Annotated in this window: 16 protein-coding genes and 1 riboswitch; of the genes, 13 read left to right on the forward strand and 3 right to left on the reverse strand. The window is 47.7% G+C overall.

The annotated features are described in order from the left end of the window. Positions 1-48: 48 nt before the first annotated feature. Positions 49-828: a hydrogen peroxide-dependent heme synthase gene (gene hemQ / locus G9G57_RS13910; RefSeq protein WP_164965090.1), complete on the reverse strand. Its 780-nt coding sequence runs from the start codon at positions 826-828 to the stop codon at positions 49-51. Positions 829-1,172: 344 nt separating this feature from the next. Here hemQ and G9G57_RS13915 point away from each other — a divergent pair, with 344 nt between their 5' ends. From G9G57_RS13915 to uvrC, 4 genes are all read left to right on the forward strand, one after another. After that, a complete protein-coding gene (locus G9G57_RS13915) occupies positions 1,173-2,690 on the forward strand; it encodes a DnaD domain protein (protein WP_013372881.1) in 1,518 nt (505 codons plus the stop codon). Between the two features lie 98 nt (positions 2,691-2,788). Then, positions 2,789-3,736 carry a primosomal protein DnaI gene (gene dnaI / locus G9G57_RS13920; RefSeq protein WP_016820033.1) on the forward strand — a complete coding sequence of 316 codons (948 nt, stop codon included), beginning with the start codon at positions 2,789-2,791 and terminating at the stop codon, positions 3,734-3,736. Between the two features lie 125 nt (positions 3,737-3,861). Next, positions 3,862-4,179, forward strand: a complete 318-nt coding sequence (gene trxA, locus G9G57_RS13925; protein ID WP_010347861.1) for a thioredoxin — start codon at positions 3,862-3,864, stop codon at positions 4,177-4,179. Positions 4,180-4,338: 159 nt separating this feature from the next. Further along, complete coding sequence (gene uvrC, locus G9G57_RS13930; RefSeq protein WP_164965091.1) at positions 4,339-6,441, forward strand: excinuclease ABC subunit UvrC; 2,103 nt, start codon at positions 4,339-4,341, stop codon at positions 6,439-6,441. On the opposite strand, the gene G9G57_RS13935 is transcribed toward uvrC, so the two are convergent. Continuing rightward, positions 6,410-8,140 carry a CPBP family intramembrane glutamic endopeptidase gene (locus G9G57_RS13935; RefSeq protein ID WP_044788098.1) on the reverse strand — a complete coding sequence of 577 codons (1,731 nt, stop codon included), beginning with the start codon at positions 8,138-8,140 and terminating at the stop codon, positions 6,410-6,412. The two genes, uvrC and G9G57_RS13935, sit on opposite strands and share 32 nt — an antisense overlap. A 261-nt stretch (positions 8,141-8,401) precedes the next feature. Beyond that, positions 8,402-8,554, forward strand: a riboswitch (cyclic di-AMP (ydaO/yuaA leader). 399 nt (positions 8,555-8,953) lie between these two features. Between G9G57_RS13935 and G9G57_RS13940 the strand changes: the two genes are divergently transcribed. Together G9G57_RS13940 and G9G57_RS13945 are read left to right on the forward strand one after the other, a co-directional pair. Beyond that, on the forward strand, positions 8,954-10,294 hold the full coding sequence (locus tag G9G57_RS13940; RefSeq protein ID WP_019688514.1) for a TrkH family potassium uptake protein: 1,341 nt from the start codon (positions 8,954-8,956) through the stop codon (positions 10,292-10,294). Positions 10,295-10,312: 18 nt separating this feature from the next. Continuing rightward, on the forward strand, positions 10,313-10,990 hold the full coding sequence (locus G9G57_RS13945; RefSeq protein WP_126666238.1) for a potassium channel family protein: 678 nt from the start codon (positions 10,313-10,315) through the stop codon (positions 10,988-10,990). 5 nt (positions 10,991-10,995) lie between these two features. Here G9G57_RS13945 and G9G57_RS13950 read toward each other — a convergent pair whose 3' ends face one another. Then, positions 10,996-11,901 carry a LysR family transcriptional regulator gene (locus G9G57_RS13950; RefSeq protein WP_016820037.1) on the reverse strand — a complete coding sequence of 302 codons (906 nt, stop codon included), beginning with the start codon at positions 11,899-11,901 and terminating at the stop codon, positions 10,996-10,998. Positions 11,902-12,127: 226 nt separating this feature from the next. On the opposite strand from G9G57_RS13950, the gene G9G57_RS13955 reads away from it, so the two are divergent. The 7 genes from G9G57_RS13955 (at position 12,128) to G9G57_RS13985 (ending at position 18,928) form a co-directional block, all read left to right on the forward strand. Beyond that, positions 12,128-12,802 (forward strand): succinate dehydrogenase cytochrome b558 subunit, encoded by a 675-nt coding sequence (locus G9G57_RS13955; RefSeq protein WP_016820038.1) that lies wholly within the window; start codon positions 12,128-12,130, stop codon positions 12,800-12,802. Between the two features lie 93 nt (positions 12,803-12,895). Next, entirely contained in the window at positions 12,896-14,641 is a 1,746-nt protein-coding gene (sdhA, locus tag G9G57_RS13960; protein WP_016820039.1) for a succinate dehydrogenase flavoprotein subunit, read from the forward strand. A gap of 19 nt (positions 14,642-14,660) precedes the next feature. Then, the gene (gene sdhB / locus G9G57_RS13965) at positions 14,661-15,428 is read left to right on the forward strand and encodes a succinate dehydrogenase iron-sulfur subunit (RefSeq protein ID WP_013372870.1); all 768 of its coding nucleotides are present in this window, start codon (positions 14,661-14,663) and stop codon (positions 15,426-15,428) included. 169 nt (positions 15,429-15,597) lie between these two features. Further along, positions 15,598-16,407: an aminoglycoside N(3)-acetyltransferase gene (locus G9G57_RS13970; RefSeq protein ID WP_117289212.1), complete on the forward strand. Its 810-nt coding sequence runs from the start codon at positions 15,598-15,600 to the stop codon at positions 16,405-16,407. A 67-nt stretch (positions 16,408-16,474) separates the two neighbouring features. Beyond that, positions 16,475-17,419 carry a metallophosphoesterase gene (locus G9G57_RS13975; protein ID WP_164965092.1) on the forward strand — a complete coding sequence of 315 codons (945 nt, stop codon included), beginning with the start codon at positions 16,475-16,477 and terminating at the stop codon, positions 17,417-17,419. 107 nt (positions 17,420-17,526) lie between these two features. Beyond that, positions 17,527-18,267, forward strand: a complete 741-nt coding sequence (locus G9G57_RS13980) for a metallophosphoesterase family protein (protein WP_017427302.1) — start codon at positions 17,527-17,529, stop codon at positions 18,265-18,267. 52 nt (positions 18,268-18,319) lie between these two features. After that, complete coding sequence (locus tag G9G57_RS13985; protein WP_017427303.1) at positions 18,320-18,928, forward strand: GNAT family N-acetyltransferase; 609 nt, start codon at positions 18,320-18,322, stop codon at positions 18,926-18,928. Positions 18,929-18,955 lie beyond the last annotated feature (27 nt).

The following is an 18,955-nucleotide window of genomic DNA, read 5'->3' on the forward strand; positions in this document are numbered from 1 at the left end:
GTTCACGAAATCCTCGGTTTTTTTCAGTAAAGAGTTGATGTCTGCGTCTTACAGCTTCAGCATGTCTTCAAATGTTTCTTCATTCAAAACGCTGCCGACATAGAAGGAACCGAATTCACCGTATCGGGCACTAACTTCATCAAAACGCATTTCGTAAATTAGCTTCTTGAATTGAAGTGCGTCTTCGGAGAACAGGGTCACGCCCCACTCCCAATCGTCGAAGCCGATGGAGCCTGAAATGATTTGCTTTACTTTGCCAGCATAACTGCGTCCAATTAAACCGTGGCTGCGCATCAAGGTGCGACGCTCGTCCATCGAAAGCATGTACCAGTTGTCATCCAGATCACGTTTTTTGTTCATTGGATAGAAACAAATATAACGTGCCTTGTTTAATACAGGCTTCAGGCGCGCGACAATTTGTGGATTTTGCATTGGATCTTCTTCCTTGCTCAAATAATTACTCAGTTCCACCACACTTACATAAGAATAAGTTTTGGTCGTATATTTGGCGAAGGTTGTTTTGTTAAATTCATTTTCCAATTTATTGAGGTCTTCCAGCGTTTCACGCAGGTGTAGCATAACAAAATCAGCCTTTTGTCCGACTACAGTATAGACAGCTGAGCTGCCCAGACCTGCTTCCTCGGTAACGCTCCATTCCTTCATAAACTCTTGAAGCTCGTCCAGTGCTCCCGCGCGCTCTTCATCGTCTGCAGTTTTCCATGCCGTCCAGTTGATGGACCGGAAATCGTGAAGCGCGTACCAGCCTTCCAGTGTGGAGGTTACTTCGTTGGGTGTTGCTGGGGTTTGTTGAGGTTGATGTTGATTCACGATCTACACTCCTTTACGATCTGTAAATGTAATCGGCTTAGCCGAAATATGTGTACTTCCGTATATCGTTCCTGTATCCAATACGTGATGTTTAACCATTATATTGTAGCTCAATTTGGAGCTTTTCACCAATGAAAGAAGTGTGAAGAATATTATTTTTCCATGATGCAGGTCACAAAAGTCATAAAATAGTTAGTATTCTCGAAAAAAGAAGAACTCGGACGAATACGGCTGCCAAAAAGGAGGACAATTGCCCTTATTTTGTTGGTCCCACCCGAGGGCAAGTATGATAGAATAGAAAAACATCTTGGAGAACGTTATGTCAGGAAAGGAAGAATGTCGGAATGCGGATGAAAAACCTGCTGCACTATACTGAGAACCACCGCTACTGCGTTTATCGGGAATTTGGCTTGAGCGCACTGGATGAATTGATGCTGGGAAGTGTCTATCAGCCGATGGTAGGCGCATTTGCGGTCAGTCTATATCGACTGTTGTTCCAGCATGTGCCAGTCGGACAGATTGGTTATTCGCCGTTGGAACAGCAACGTCGACTTTTTCTGACACTGGGACTGGAGCCAAGTGAGAAGGGACGCAAGTATTTGATTGAACAGACCTCCAAGCTGGAGGCTGTCGGTCTGTTGCAGACGTCCAGGTTGTATGCGCCCGAAACGGACGATTATATGTATGAATATGAGATGCAACCACCGCTCGCACCTGCTGAATTTTTCAGAACGCAGCACCTTACCCTTTTGTTGAGAGATAAAATCGGTAAGTTTGCAGTGCTTTCTCTGAGAGAATCGTTGTGGAGCAGGGAATCTAGCGAATGGTCGCAATCTTCCCATAATAAAGAGAATATATCGGTTCCGTTTTATGAGCTGTTTGAGCTGAACACCCATGTTATAGATTATGAGTTGGAACAAGCGCTGTCCGAAGTATCCACGAGCCGCCAGACTGGAGCATTAGCGTCCGAATCGGAGGAAGCATTGAACTATGCAGATATTATTCTTCGTTTTCCGCGTGAATCCGCCAATCGCAAGCACGTGGAGCGTCTTCGATTTGAACACGAGCAACTGGGTATGGTCAATTACGTGGTCCGTAAATTTGATCTCTCTGTACAGGATATCAGTCGCTTGCTGGATGAGGACGGCATTTTTACCGAAGCAGGCGATTTATTGCTCGACGAGCTTCAGCTTCGGGCTAGCCAACACTCCAGGCAGGAACGGAAGCGTCAGGAGGAACAGCAGGTGCAGGCTGCCAAGGTGGTTGCCTTGCGCCAGAGGGAAACTTCCACACCTGAAGAGCCGCCTGCAGAGCAGGCTGTGGAAATGGAATTTTATGTAGAGGTTCCCCCACAATTCACAGCCAAGTGTGACATTCACCAATATAATATGATGCTGCGCAACGAGCCTTATCGCCGTTTGCTGCAAACCTTTTTCCCCGGCACGGTTCCCGGTAACCTGCTGGATATATTCGAGAAGATTGATATCAGCTATAAGTTGCCTGGTGAAGTCATCAATGTGCTGATCCATTATTTAATGTCACTGCTCGTATCGGGGAGCGATCAGCGGATTAACCGCAACTTTGTCGAGGCCGTTGCCTCCAACATGCTGCTGAAGCAGGTAAACACTTACGAAAAAGCTGTTCAATATATAAGGGATCAAGCCAAGGTAAAAGGAAAACAGTCTACTGCTTCTTCCTCCGGGGGCAGATCCCGCACGTATGCCAAAAACAATGGGCCTGCCAAGCCGTCTATTCCGATCGTACAAGATCAGCCTTCCGAGGAATCCGTATCCGAGGAGGAATTGGATGAACTGCTTCGCCTGGCCGAACGACTGCAATCCGGTAAACAGAAAAAGGTGTAATGGAAGCCAATTCAATAATGTGTCGACTTTATGGCGGTCGGCAGCGAAGCGTCAATCGCCCTCCATAACTCTGCACATTTTAGAAAGGAGGAGCATTCTTGGAATCACTCGGTGATTTGCTTCAGCAGATGCAGAACCCTTCGTTTCGCCAACGTACTCGCAGCGTAGCCGATCAGGTTCTAAATGATCCGCTGGTGAAAGAATTTTGTGCTGCACATCCTGATGTAGACGAAACGCAATTGCGACTTAATATGAGTATGCTCTTTCAGTATACCCGGGATCGCCGAAATTGCGACAACTGTCCGGGACTGGAACAGTGTCCTAACGATTTCCAGGGTCACTTTTGCAAGCTGGGCGTGGAGTATCCCAATGGAACAGCGGAAATGGTGGACATTCGGACCCCGTGCGCCAAGCTAGTTGCCTCCCAGCATGAACAACGAGTGCGTCAACGAATTAAAAGCTTTTATGTGGATGAGCGTGCGTTGTTGGAAGGATATAATGCCGTTGAGATTGCACGCAAGGATTTGCAACGCGTACCCGCAGTAAATCAGGTATTCCGCTATATTGAAGAAACCAAAAGTCAGGGTTTATTAAAAAAAGGGCTCTATCTGGAAGGTACGTTTGGTACGGGGAAAACCTTTTTGATGGGTTATCTGTTGCACGAGTTGGCTCTGTCGGGTTTCAACGGTGTGATTGTCTACATGCCTGATTTTGTGGAGGACTTAAAGTCCATGATACAGGATGGACAGAAGCTTAAGGAAACGACCGAAATGCTTAAAAATTGTGATCTGCTCGTATTTGACGATATTGGTGCTGAAAATTTGAGTCCATGGGTACGGGATCATGTAATGGGCTCCATTTTGAATTACCGAATGAACCGTAAACCGACCTTTTATACTTCTAATTACTCACTGCAAGGGCTAGAGAAGCATCTTAGCTTTACAAGCAAAGACGGAGAGGAAATGTACAAGGGACAACGCTTGATGGACCGGATTCGTCCTTTTGTGGATGTCATTACCGTCAAGGGGAAAAATCAGCGAGGGTAAGCGTTCATTCTTCTGCTCTTTTGATATCTTACAATTAAAAGACTATTGTGATATAATTAAAAGGTGTCGAAACAGACATTACAGGTTATAATAATCTTGACTTTTCTATAAAGGAGGAACATACAATGGCAATTGTTAACGTGTCCGATCAATCCTTCAACGCAGAAGTCGAAGGCACAGGAACCGTTTTGGTTGATTTTTGGGCGCCATGGTGCGGTCCTTGCAAAATGATCGCTCCAATTCTGGAGGATCTGTCTACAGAAGTTGGCGATAGTGTCAAAATCGCGAAGGTGAACGTGGATGAAAATCCAGAGTCTGCTTCTCGTTTCGGCGTGATGAGTATTCCTACCCTAATCGTCTTCAAAGACGGACAGCCTGTTGATAAAGTGGTAGGTTTGAACTCCAAAGAAGCATTGAAAAGCATGCTTACTAAACACCAATAATCATGGAATGTGACCCATGCTCCTGCGGGGGCTTGGTGGAGCGCCATGAACAGTCAATGCCCCCGGTTATATATACCGGGGGCGTTTTTGTGCATTATTCCTATATAATATAAGTAGTAAGTTGAGCAGTCATTAAGAATGGAAGGAGGAACCGGGCGAATGAAATCCTATGCGGAGGACTTGCAGAACCAGGAGAAGGCGCTGGAGAACATACGGCACAAATTAGCATTGTTGCCGGATGCATCAGGATGTTACCTGATGAAGAACAGCGAAGGCACCATCATTTATGTCGGCAAGGCCAAAGTGTTGAAAAACCGGGTCCGTTCCTATTTTACAGGTAGCCATAACGGCAAGACGCAGCGACTGGTTGCTGATATTCGTGATTTTGAATATATCGTTACAGGCAGCAATATGGAGGCGCTCATTCTGGAGTGCAACCTTATTAAAAAGCACCAACCGCGTTATAACGTGCTGTTGAAGGATGATAAAACCTTTCCGTACTTGAAAATTACGAACGAGGCACACCCCAAGCTGGAGGTAACCCGTCGCGTTCTGAAAGATAAAGCGAAATATTTTGGACCGTACCCCAATTCCTACGCGGCACATCAGACGAAAAAGCTGCTGGATCGTATGTATCCGTTACGCAAGTGCGGTGTAATGCCAAAAGAAGTGTGTCTGTATTATCACATGCATCAGTGCTTGGGACCTTGTGTGAAAGAGGTCGAGAAGGAAACATATGACCAGATCAGTCAGGAGATCGGTTCCTTTTTGAGCGGGGGACATGAGGAAATTAAAAAGGACCTCCAGCGTAAAATGCAGGAGGCCGCAGAGGAATTGTACTTTGAGCGTGCCAAGGAGCTGCGCGATCAGATTATAAGCATCGACGCGATGATGGAAAAGCAGAAAATCACCACATCTGATGCGAAGGACCGAGATGTATTCGGCTTTTCGGTAGATAAGGGCTGGATGTGTGTACAGATTTTATATGTCCGCAAGGGTAAAATGATCGAGCGCCATATGTCGACTTTCCCTTTCTACGGTGAAGCTTACAGTGATTTTATGTCCTATGTGACGCAATATTACAGTGACAACCCGGCAGTGCCGCAGGAGATATTGTTGCCGGATTCTCCTAAGCTGATGAAAGCAAAATCGACTGATGTCGATCAACCGATTGCAGCAGAAAGTGAACTTTACAGTGCGATCACAGCTGAGACTGCCAGCATTACAGATGAGGGAGCAGTGCAAACGGAGTCAGACCGTTCTGCTGACCCACTGCGGGTAGCCGAAGCACGAGCGTTATATGCAGAAGGAACGATTCAAGACCCAGTTGGTGACCAAGCAGCCGGGGAAAAAGAACCCGAAACAGAAACAGAAACAGAAACTCAACTATCCGGTGGATTAGAGGACCCAACGGCGGCAGCTCTCGCTTTGGCTGAATGGCTGGATGTAAAGGTACTTGTGCCGCAGCGTGGGCTGAAAAAGCAAATGACGGGGATGGCGACGGAAAATGCACGTGTTGCTTTGGATGAAAAGTTTAAACTGATCGAGCGGGATGAGGAACGGACCTCCAAAGCTGCAAGCAATCTGGGACGTGCCATTGGGCTGGATAGTCTGCATCGGGTAGAGGCGTTCGATAATTCCAACATTCAGGGTTCCGATCCAGTGTCGGCCATGATCGTCTTTATTGACGGTAAGTCTGCCAAAAAAGAGTATCGAAAATACAAGATCCGTTCTGTGCAGGGACCAGATGATTATGAAACGATGCGTGAGGTTATTCGGCGCCGATATGAACGTGTACTGAAGGAAAATCTAGAGCGTCCCGATTTGATCATTGTCGATGGTGGGCGTGGACAAATTAAAGCGGCAACCGATGTATTGGAAAATGAGTTGGGCTTGTTTATTCCTGTGTGTGGTTTGGTGAAAGATTCCAAACACAGAACTTCCCAATTACTGATGGGGGATACATTTGAGGCCGTAACACTTGCACGCAACAGCGAGGAATTTTATCTGCTGCAACGGATTCAGGATGAGGTTCACCGTTTTGCGATTACGTTCCACCGCGAGCAGCGCGGCAAATCGATGGTAACTTCCCAGTTGGACTCCATTCCGGGCATTGGAGAGAAACGGCGTAAGTTGCTGCTTAAGCATTTTGGATCGCTCAAAAAAATAAGAGAGGCCAGCGTCGAAGACTTCCGGCCTCTCTCTATTGGGGATAAACTTGCTCGTCAGATTATAGCTGCCCTTCGGGAGGAGGAGTCGTAGAATACGGCTCCTCTTTTTTCACGGGTTCAAACATGATTCGATTAGGTTTTTTAGGACTAAACCAGTAAATGATGTAGCCTACAATAGCCGGAAGTAAGATCCAGAATAGACCGGCGCTCACATTCACGGTGTCTCCCAAACTTATCACACTAAGTCCCATTAATATGCTGTCAAAAATAACGTGGCTGAACATGGCAGCGATAAAGCCGTAACGCAGGAACACGAAGCTAAACAGCAAACCAAGAAAAGTCAGCTCAATAGGTCTTGAAATCACTGGATAGATTGGATAAAGCGTATGTCCCAGTGCCCAAATAAGCGTAGTAATCAGACAAGCAACAAACGTATTTTTGACTATTTTTTTTACCATCGGAATACCAAATAGACGGTAAACAGTCTCTTCTCCAATACCTGCCATCCAGGCCATAATCGGTAGTAGCCATGGATAAGCCATATTGTAAGGGGATTGCGTGGCGTCTGTAGTGGAGAACGTATTAAATGTACGCTCCAGTACAAAGAACAAAATGGATTGTACGCCGAGTAAAATGAAGGCCCACAAGTAACCGACATACATACTGCGAAGCACATACAGCCCGTAGCCCGGCTCTTTGGCCCGTGGCCATGCATTGAGTCCAACCTGACGCATAAGCCCGTCACCACCAACCAAGGAGAAGTAGAGGGCTACAGCCATGAAGAAGGTAACACCGACCTGGAATACCATAAGAAATATAAGCATGCCCTTACTGCCTGCTTCAGCTTGTAATAAAGGCAGCATGTTCATGGTCCCAGCTATACTAGCAACAAAATAAACAATGGACAGAACAATACCGCGTACAAATGAAGTATGTCGTCGGGTGAGTGACGCATACACAATGGCAAGTACGCCCAGGACAAAGCTAAATAGGGCATAACCCGCATAAGTCATCCAATTCGCCCAGTATGTTTGATTTTTAACATAGTCGGTATAAGACGAAGGGGCTGAAAAGCTTTGGGTAAATGAGCGAACATCCCCATCTTCAAAGGTAAAAGCCAGCGTAAGTACCGAGGCGCCGATTTTCTTTTCGTCCACGGTATATTTTAATCCACCTTCCCCCTCAGTGGTCGCAAGCTTCAATTCCGATGGCTTAAAGCCAAAGCGTTTGATCCATTTTGCTGCAGCCTGTTCCTTGGCTTCAAGCGTCATGTCGCCCTCAGCTATACGTACAAGCTTGCTTCGTGCTTGTTCATCTGTAGAAACATCAGCCTGTGTGTAATTGGTGCTGGAGGTGATCCGCTTAAAGCTAACGACCTTCCCAGTGGATAAATCCACATGAATTTGCAGCTTGCCCTTCGCTGAGGAGTCAGGCAAATCAACCCGAAAGGTTTCATAAGGATAATTTTTTTTCCATGTACGATCGTACGCTTGAAGCAGTTTTTCTCTGGATAAATAACCGTACAAATCTGTTTCAGCCTGATAGGTCACGACAGGCTTCTCTGGCTGTGATTCCGTATAGCCCAGCTCGGAACGGGCAAAGTCCAGGGCGTGTACGATCGCTTCTTGTTTGCTGATGACCTTTGCATTCATCAATGATTCCGGACTTGGATTGCTAAGCGAGGGAATAAGCAATTGAAAGATAAAAAAGCAAATCAGGCCAACCCCGCCCAGCAAGCCTAATTTTTTGAAGTTGGCCGTGAGCACGACCGGTTTCCCGATAGGATTCATGAGTTTCCTCCTTAATCTGTAAATAAGAACATCCATTAAAGATATCATACTGCACAGGTTCCCGCCAACAGACCAGCGATATTCATGAAAACAGAGTGAAAGCACTTTAAAGTTTTAATAAAATTAGATAAGCTGTGATTAAGCGATGCCCAATCGCAAATTAAAGCCAATTTCACGTTTTTTCGGCGAAATCGGTTTTGTGATCTGGATAGAGAAGGATTATAATCTTGAGGCAATGCCTATGAAATATATGGGTAATGACATACATTTAAGCCGAATTTCTGTGAGAAAACGGGGGAACCATGTTACTGGGGTGAATTTTACAGCCGATCCTGATGGATCGGAAGTGTAAATAGGGCATACTGTGCTGCCCGAATCCGTCAGCTAACCTCGTAGGCTGTGGGCAGGAACCAAGTCAGGCACTCGGTTTTCCGGTGTCTTTTTTTGTGTGTATAAGTGTGAATAAAAGTTTGCTGAGTTAAGGACGCTGCGCGTTCCATTTGATCTTCCAATCGCTGTTGCCACTGAATTTTTTTGATTTTCTAGACCTTGATAAGGGTAAAATTCAGAGTCAAAGGCGAGCGCTATCGCTTCTCCAGATTCAAATGGACCGCTTCGCTGCTGCCCGCCTTAAAGTCATCAAACGTTCCATGAGGTAGTTACGTATAAAGTGTAGTGAGTATTGAAAGGCAAAAGTATCCCGCTTTGCGGATACTTTTCTGATTTATAAAAGAAACTGAAAAGAATTGGTGATTTTATGAGCTCAGCGATCTCCATGCTCATAGTTCACCAAGGAGGAGAAGTGATGAATAAATGAATCCCAATGCAAGCTGGCTTCGGCTTTCTCCACCGCAAATATTCGTTGCAGGCTTTGCCATTATCATTCTAATAGGTAGTTTATTGTTAATGCTGCCCATTTCTAATACAACAGGAAAACCACTTGCGTTTATAGACGCTTTGTTTACTGCCGCTTCCGCGACCTGTGTAACTGGGCTTGTCGTTAAGGATACAGGGCTCTTTTTTACAACCTTTGGTCAAATTGTCATCGTTGCGCTGATTCAGATTGGCGGACTTGGCTTTATGACTATGGCTACCTTGATCGCGCTGGTGTTCAAGCGTCGGATTTCCTTGCGGGAGCGCCTTATTTTGCAAGAAGCGATGAATCAGACCTCTGTCGAAGGAATTGTCGGATTGATCCGCAAGGTGCTATGGTACTCGCTGATGATTGAGGGCGTATGTGCAATCATTTTTTCGATTCGCTGGTCGTTTGATATGCCTGTAGGCAGGGCGATTTATTTTGGGATTTGGCATGCTATTTCCATGTTTAATAATGCTGGTTTTGATTTATTCGGTGAATTTCGCAGCCTGACAGGTTATGTATATGATCCGATTGTTAATTTTACAGCCATGTTCCTCATTATTTCGGGTGGCATTGGTTTTGTAGTGATGTCAGACCTGGCAGATTACCGCAAGCGTAAGAGACTATCCTTGCATACCAAGGTGGTACTCAGCATGACAGCTGCTCTGATTGTCGTCGGGACGCTTGTCATTTTTGTATTTGAGTTTACGAATCCGAAGACGCTTGGCTCGCTTGATTGGGGTGGTAAACTGCTGGGTTCTTTATTCCAGTCCGTTACCCCTCGCACCGCAGGTGCCAACACGCTGGACATTGCAGGCTTGCGGCAGGCTACGCAGTTTTTTATCATCATACTCATGTTTATTGGGGCTTCGCCTGGCTCTACTGGAGGCGGGATTAAGACCACTACATTTGCTCTGCTCATTGGAGCGGTGTTTTCGATGCTGCGGGGACGGGAAGACATTGTGCTGTTCCGGTACCGACTTGCGCAGGCACGCATTTATAAGGCTTTGACTATTACATTGCTGGGGTTGCTGTTCGTGATTGGGGTGACGATGATTCTGTCCGCAACCGAAGATCATCATTTTCTGATGATCTTGTTCGAGACGGTGTCTGCATTTGGGACAGTAGGACTGTCTATGGGGCTTACACCTGATTTGACAGTTGTAGGCAAGCTGGTGATTACTCTGACGATGTTTGCAGGCAGGCTGGGTCCACTCACGCTAGCTTATGCACTGGGACCGAAAAAGGGTAAGGAATTGTATCGTCATCCAGAAGGTAAAATAATTATAGGGTAAGGGAGTTTTCGAGTAGATATGAAAACGCAGCAGTTTGTAGTCATTGGCTTGGGACGGTTTGGCTCGAGCCTGGCTTTGCAATTGGTGGATATGGGGTGCGAGGTGCTGGGCATTGATCGGAATGAGGATGTTGTGGACAGTATGAGTGAGATCCTGACACATACTGTCGTGATGGACGCTACAGATGAGGATGCGTTGCGGTCACTCGGCATACGTAATTTCGATTGCGGCATTGTTGCGATTGGTGATGATATTCAGGTAAGCATCCTGACCGCCATTTTGCTGAAGGAGCTGGGTGTGAGAAAAGTCGTAGCCAAAGCCATATCTGTGCTGCATGGGCGTGCGTTAGAGAAGCTTGGGGTGGACCGAGTCATTTATCCGGAACGGGATATGGGTATTCGAGTAGCGCATCAGCTGGTCACGCCTAATCTGCTCGATTATTTGGAGCTGTCCAAGGAATACAGCATTGTAGAACTTAATGTGCCTGCATGTCTGAATGGCAAAACGTTGGCAGAATTAAATGCTCGCACCCGCTTTGGTTGCAGCATCGTGGCGCTTCATACGGCGAATGGTATCTTGATCGCACCGACAGCTATGGATCGGCTGAAAGCAGACGATATTATGGTCATTATCGGCTCCAATGATAATATCGGCCGCTTTGAGGATGAGGTCGTTAATGTCAATGAAGAGGGTTAAATCCTCTATACCATACGGTAGCCTGCAAACGATGCGCGTGTCTCGCTAATCCAGCGTCGTGCTGTTGGGCCGAGATCGGCCGTTTCTGAGTAGATCAGGGAGGTCGTTCGGCGTGTCTCCTTCAAATCAGGCAAGTACAATGCAGTAAGTCCATTATCTCGCAGCAGTTCGCTGCGCAAATAGGATTTGGGCAGCAAAGCGGATGCCTTGCAGGTGGGAAGCAGGCGTACAATCGCCTCGAAGGAGTCGATTTCCATGCGGATATCCGGCATAATGCCGCTACGCTGGAACAAGTCATCCGTCAGACTGCGGTACCAGGTTCCTTTGGAGAAAATAATCATCGGCAATCCTTGCAAGTCCTTCATTGAAGCCGTTCCTGTCTTGACAGTTAATTCATGTCCGATGGGGACGACTAGCTCCAAATGATCGTCAAATAACGGAATGCAACGCAGTCCAGCTTCATGAATGGCAGACCCGACAACGCCGGCGTCTGCTTTTTTGTCGCGTACAAAGGCAACGATTTCATGCGTCTTGCCAGTGAGCAGCTTTAGCTCAGTCTGAGGATGCTTGCTCATGAAAGCTTCGACGAGGGTAGGTAGCGTCGTTTGGAGTGTCGTGAGACTGGCGCCCAGTGTAAGCATGCTCTGAGCTTCATTTTTGTGCTGGGACAGCTTTTGTAAGAAGCGAAGCTGTCGTTGCCGTTGCTCCAGCGCGAAAGTATATACAAATCGGCCAGTCGATGTAATTTCGAGCCGTTTGCCCCGACGATCAAAGAGATGGACACCCAGCTCTTCCTCCAGCTTGGCAATTTTGCGAGACAGGGCGGGTTGGGACAAATTCAGCAGTTTGGAGGCTTTATTCAGGCTGGACTGCTCGACAATGACGGCAAAAGCGTTCAAATCCTCAAACAAATCTTCCACTTCCTCTCTATATGCAAAAAAGACATAATAATTAATACGTATATTGCAATTCCATTATAAGCCGAAAAGGAGTAACATGAAAGCGACACAAGATGTTCACACTTTTGTTTTTCCTTATAAGGGACACCTTGTTGAACATTCCCTGTCGGGAACTGTCATTTTATATGTTATATTACTATTGAAAACGCTATTATTGGGAGAAGGGAGCATGACCTAGATGAGAGGATTTTATTCCAGAAAGCTGCATTCGCTTCTTGGCGTCATTCCATTGGCTCTATTTTTTGTTGAGCATTTGGTGACGAACTTCACAGCGGTGGAGGGCGGCAAGGAAGGTTTTAATCGCAGCGTGGCCTTCCTGAATGGTTTGCCGCTGGTTATTGTGTTAGAAACGTTATTCATCTACTTGCCATTACTGTTCCACGGAATCTATGGCTTGTATATCGCTTATCAGGCTGACCCGAATGTCAAAAGGTTTGGCTATTCGCGTAACTGGCGCTTTTTGTTCCAGCGTATTTCCGGCGTCATTACGTTTGTATTTATTATCTGGCACGTATACGACACACGCTTTCAGGTGGCCCTGGGTAATGTAACTCATGAGGAGCTAGGCGGCGTAATGCATGGTATAGTGACGAACCCGGTCTATTTTATTTTGTATTTAATCAGTGTCGTTTCGGCATCATTTCACTTTGCTAATGGACTGTGGGCATTTATGGTCAGTTGGGGGATTACCGTGGGACCACGTGCCCAAAAAGTATCTTCCTATATCTGTATGACCCTGTTCGTGGTGGTGTCGATCGGCTTCGTTGCTTCCCTGCTTGCATTTCGCAGCGCGGAATTCCAGGAAACGGCAACAGCCTTGGTGCAATGCAGCGCCTTTAAACAGCTACTGTAAACGAGTTATTTAAATGATACATCGTGTTGAGATTCTATTCTGATTTGTAAAAGGGGATTTAGTACAAATCCTGAAAAGAAGGAGTGAGCAGAAATGGCAGCATCCAACATTATTGTTGTGGGCGGCGGTCTGGCAGGTCTAATGGCTACGATCAAGGCGGCAGAAGCGGGAGTCCACGTTCATCTATTTTCTTTGGTTCCGGTCAAAAGATCCCACTCTGTTTGTGCGCAGGGCGGCATCAACGGTGCGGTAAATACCAAAGGTGAGGGAGACTCACCCTGGATTCATTTTGATGATTCAGTCTATGGCGGTGACTTTCTGGCAAACCAGCCGCCGGTAAAAGCGATGTGCGAAGCGGCTCCGGGAATTATCCATCTCATGGACCGCATGGGTGTTATGTTCAATCGGACACCAGAAGGACTGCTAGATTTTCGCCGCTTTGGCGGTACCCAGCATCATCGGACAGCCTTCGCTGGCGCGACGACAGGACAGCAACTCCTGTATGCTCTCGATGAGCAGGTACGGCGCTGGGAATCTGCTGGTTTGGTGACCAAGTACGAGAACTGGGAGTTCTTACAGGCTGTACTGGATGATGAAGGCATCTGCCGAGGGATTTGCGGGCAGGATTTGCGTACGATGGAAGTGAAGACTTTTGCAGCGGACGCCGTTATTTTGGCATCCGGTGGTCCCGGAATTATTTTCGGCAAAACCACAAATTCCGTCATTAATACCGGTACAGCTGCCGGTGCAGTGTATCAGCAAGGCGTTCGCTACGCGAACGGTGAATTTATACAGATTCATCCAACGGCTATACCCGGTGACGATAAGTTGCGTCTCATGTCCGAGTCGGCACGGGGAGAGGGCGGTCGCATTTGGACGTATAAAGACGGGAAGCCATGGTATTTCCTTGAAGAAAAATATCCGGCTTATGGAAATCTGGTCCCTCGAGACATTGCGACACGTGAAATATTCAGCGTATGTGTTGATGATGGACTGGGTATTAATGGCGAGAACATGGTCTATCTGGATTTGTCCCACAAGGACCCAAAAGAGCTGGATGTAAAGCTGGGCGGCATTATTGAAATTTATGAAAAATTCGTCGGCGACGATCCGCGTAAAATCCCAATGAAAATATTCCCGGCTGTTCATTATTCAATGGGCGGCATGTGGGTCGATTATAATCAGATGACAAATATACCGGGTCTGTTCGCAGCTGGTGAATGTGAATTCCAGTATCACGGAGCGAACCGCTTGGGTGCAAACTCGTTGCTGTCGGCCATTTATGGTGGAATGGTGGCTGGACCAAAGGCTGTGGAATATATCAAGGGCTTGAAAAAGTCTGCCCAGGATGTAGCTTCTTCGGTATTTGATGCGGCAGTCCATCAGCAGACTGAGAAGTACGAGCATATTTTGCACATGGATGGAAAAGAAAATGCCTATGTTCTTCATAAAGAGCTGGGTGAGTGGATGACGAACAATATGACCGTGGTTCGTTATAATGACAAGCTGGAAGCTACGATTCACAAGATCAAGGAGCTGAAGGAGCGTTACTCAAACATTAACATTAATGACGCTTCGCGCTGGAATAATGCGGGTGCTGCGTTTACACGGCAGTTGTGGAACATGATGGAGCTGGCCGAAGCGATGACCAAAGGGGCGCTGCTGCGCAACGAAAGCCGCGGCGCCCATTACAAGCCGGACTTCCCGGACCGCAACGATGAAGATTATCTGAAAACAACGATTGCAGATTGGACACCGGAGGGACCACAAATTTCGTATGAAGAGGTCGACGTTTCACTGATCAAGCCGCGTGTTCGAGATTATTCCAAGAGCAAATAACAGAAGGGAGTGGATTTAGATGTCGGAGCAAGCAGTGAAGTCGAATAAAACAGTGAAGTTCGTGGTTACTCGTCAGGATGAGCCTAATGCTAGTTCCTATACGGAAGAATTCGAATTGGCCTACAGACCGGGAATGAACGTGATCAGCGCGCTGATGGAAATTCAGCGTAACCCGGTAGACAGCCAAGGTAAAGAGACGGCTCCGGTGTGCTGGGAGTCGAACTGCCTGGAGGAAGTGTGTGGAGCTTGCTCCATGGTGATTAACGGCAAACCGCGTCAGGCGTGTGCGGCGCTTGTCGATAAGCTGGAGCAGCCGATTACGATTGCGCCGATGAGCACATTCCCGGTAGTACGGGATTTGGTCATTGACCGCAGCCGGATGTTTAACGCGCTCAAGAAGGTCAAAGCGTGGATTCCGATTGACGGTACCTACGATCTGGGGCCGGGTCCTAGAATGGCAGAGAAAAAGCGTCAGTGGGCGTATGAGCTGTCCAAGTGCATGACCTGTGGTGTCTGTCTGGAAGCATGCCCGAACGTCAATGAGAAGACGACGTTCATCGGACCTGCGGCGATATCTCAGGTTCGCCTGTTTAACAGCCATCCGACAGGGGAAATGAATCAGGAGGAGCGCCTGGATGCATTGATGACGGACGACGGGCTGGAGGGCTGTGGTAATTCGCAAAACTGTGTACGCTCTTGCCCGAAAGGCATTCCATTGACAACTTCCATTGCCGAAATGAACAAGCAAACGACCAAGCATATGTTCAAGCGCTGGCTGACTGTGTAGCAGAGCCAGCCCATAGGTTGTACTCAAACAGGCTTCTTCCCAAACCGGAGAAAGCCTGTTTTTTTGCGCTCAGGAATGATGGAGGGTAACATGGAGGAAGGAGCGAGGGACTGCACTATGGTATAATTAGAGTATTGTGTATCGTTTTGGAGAAAAGGAGGCTGGACAGGTGACTGTGCAACCGATAACGAATCGACCTGTCACGCGGTCGGATGTAATGAAAGGATTAAGGGAACTGGGAGTTCGGAGCGGCATGACATTGCTTGTTCACTCGTCGATGCGCAGCTTTGGACGCTTTGTTCCAGGCGGGGCCTCCACCATTCTTGCCGCATTAACCGAAGCGATTGGCCGGGAAGGAACGCTGGTGATGCCAACACAGTCACACGACTTGACAGATCCGTCCACCTGGATGAACCCGCCTCTGGATGAGTCATGGTGGGAACTGGTCCGCGAGGAAATGCCCGCTTATGATCCGGCCTGGACGCTGACCGGAGGGATGGGCGTCATCGTAGAAACGTTCCGTGGCCTGCCGGGAACAGTGCGCAGCGGGCATCCGCACGTTTCTCTGGCGGGGCGTGGACCTGCTGCTTTAAGCTTGCTGGAAGCGCATGAGCTTGATTTTGGGCTGGGTGAGCATTCGCCCTTGGCAAAGCTGTATGAGGCAGATGCCTATGTACTGTTGCTGGGCTGCGGACATGACAGCAACACCTCCTTACATTTGGCAGAATATCGAACAGCCTATAATGGACGTGAAGTTGTCACGCATCAAGCCCCTATGATGGTGGATGGGACCAAAGCGTGGGTGTCTTTTCAGGATTATAATATTACCTCGGATGATTTTGAGCAGCTGGGACTTGATTTTGAGCGGGAATGTCCCACATCCTTTACGCGGGTGAACATTGGAGAGGCTTCATGTTTTTTCGCAAGGCAACGAGATTTGGTTGACTATGCAGAGCAGTGGTTATCCACTCATCGCTAGAGCTTCTGGACAGTAGGGAAATCTGAGAAATGAGATAGAAAGGACAGAACGCAAGGGGGAACGCATAATGAAGAAGACGCCGCAAATCCGCCGCGAGAGTCAGGATGGCCTACAACAGGAGGCCGCTATCCCTCCCGGTTCTTCGCGGCGTTCCTTATCAAATGAGCCAGCCAATCCTTCCCGCCGCCGTTTTTTGAAGAAAGCGGCTTTGGCCACTGCAGGAACTGCACTTCTGGCTGGAGGATATGCTTCCTTGTGGGAGCCTAATCATTTGGAGATTACACGCTTCAATTTGTCTCTCCCTCGTCTTCCGTCTGCATTTGACGGAATTAGGGTGGTGCATTTCAGTGATGTACACTTGGGGTTTCATATGGATGAGCAGGATCTGCGTGAGCTGGCGGACCAGATAGCAGGTCTGGAGCCGGATTTGCTCTGTTTTACAGGAGATATTGTAGATGATTATTCCGTATCTATGAAGGCTGCTGTTCCAGTTATGGCTTCCATGCACGCTACCCTTGGCAAGTTTGCTATTCTGGGCAATCATGATTATAGAGGCTTGCCAGCCGGCGTTCAGGAGCTATATCCCAAAACTGGGTTTACGCTGCTGAGAAACGAGCATACGGTTATAGAGCGCGCGGGACAACGTGTGGCCATTGTCGGTTTAGAGGATAACATCATGGGCAAGCCCAATCCGCAGCGTGCTATCCACGGACTGCCTGATGAGATGTGCAAGCTGCTGCTGATGCATGAGCCGGACTATGCAGATGTGGCGGCACAAATGTCCTTTGATCTTCAATTGTCAGGACATACACATGGGGGACAGGTACGTTTGCCGGTCATTGGAGCACCGATGCCGCCCCCAGGTGGACGCAAGTACATTCAGGGATTGTTTCATGTGGGGACGGATAGAATGCCACTGTATGTCAGCCGCGGCATTGGGATGACACATTTGCCGATACGGGTGCTGTGCAGACCGGAGCTTAGTGTGATTACGTTAAAATCTGGCCAATAGGCCATGATCTTTTTTTTCATCTTCATCATATATGTTGGAACTACATAATGTTGGCTTGAATGTAGTGTAGAGATGTAGTCGTTTCGGGACAAAGGAGTGAGATTCAGATGGATCGTGTTGCTGTCATTTCAGATATTCATGGCAATTGGCCTGCTTGTGAGGCGGTGCTGGAGGATATTGCTTCCCGAGGCATTAGCCGTGTGTTTTGTTTGGGGGATCTGATCGGCAAAGGGCCTAGCCCGTGCGAGGTGCTGGATGCTATCCGCCAACATTGTGAAGTCGTCGTTAGAGGCAATTGGGATGAGTTGGTTAGCATAACCGATGATCTCCATTTTAGCTGGCAAGCCGAACGTTTGGGTGCAGAGCGAGTACAGTATTTGGCACAGTTACCGTTTCATTATGATTTCAGAATGAGCGGACGTCGTATCCGCTTGGTGCATGCCTCGCCGCAAAGTGTGTATCACCGTGTGCAGCCATGGGATGAGCCGGCCAAAAGGCTTGCCATGTTCGATCCACTAGCAGAGGAAAGTGGAAAAGTACCTTTTGCTCCAGAGGTCGTGGGATATGGTGATGTGCATAATGCTTTTATTCAGCATTTTCAGGGGAAAACACTTTTTAACGTTGGGAGTGTCGGGAATCCGTTGGATATCACCCAGGCTTCCTACTGCATTTTAGAGGGGCAATGGGGAGAGGAGCAGCTCACGCCTTTTTCCATTCAGTTTGTACGTGTACCCTATGATATAGAATTGGCAGTAAAACAAGCAGAGGAGGCAGATGTTCCTTCCTTGGCATATTATATTCGAGAACTGCGTACCGGTATTTACCGCGGAATTCAGGACCTGGATTAAGTATGGAAATATGCATAGCTAAAAGCAGAATCCATCCGCAGGAGGGAACATTGTGCTGACCAGAGAAATGCTTCGTCTCGGATTGCCGGAGCTTTACACTCGCCGAGTCCGATTGCGCCAGCTAAGAGCGGAGGATTATCCTGCGCTGGAGCGGATCTTATCCGATCCATTGGTAATCCAATATGTGAATCGAATTCGCAAGCCAGTCTATGCCAGAATGAGGCGCCTGGTTGCGCAAATTAAAATATCTGCTGACTCCCTGGATTCTCTGCATTTCGCAGTGGAATGGCATCGGAGAAATACAGGAGAAAGCAATCTGCATGATGAATTCAACAAACGGACCTCCTCACCGTTGCTCGGTATCGTTTCTTTTCAGCAATGGAATGAAAGGACGGGTGAGGCACAACTGGGCTATATTCTGGATCGGCCTTTTTGGGGACAGGGATTGGCTACAGAAGTCGTGGGAGAAATGCTGAACTTTGGTTTCGAGTCTCTGAAGCTGAAGCGGATCGAAAGTCGTTGCCAAGAGAATAACCACGCTTCGATGCGTGTGCTTATGAAAAATAAGATGCGCCTGCTGCGGACCATTGGTGCCTATGATCCCTTAGGAGAGGTGCCGAGTGTATTGGTATTTTCGATGACCCAAGGGGATTATGCCTAGAAATGACATTGGAATATTTTGTTACAA

Source organism: Paenibacillus sp. EKM211P (assembly GCF_011066175.1).
In the GTDB taxonomy this organism is placed as follows: domain Bacteria; phylum Bacillota; class Bacilli; order Paenibacillales; family Paenibacillaceae; genus Paenibacillus; species Paenibacillus polymyxa.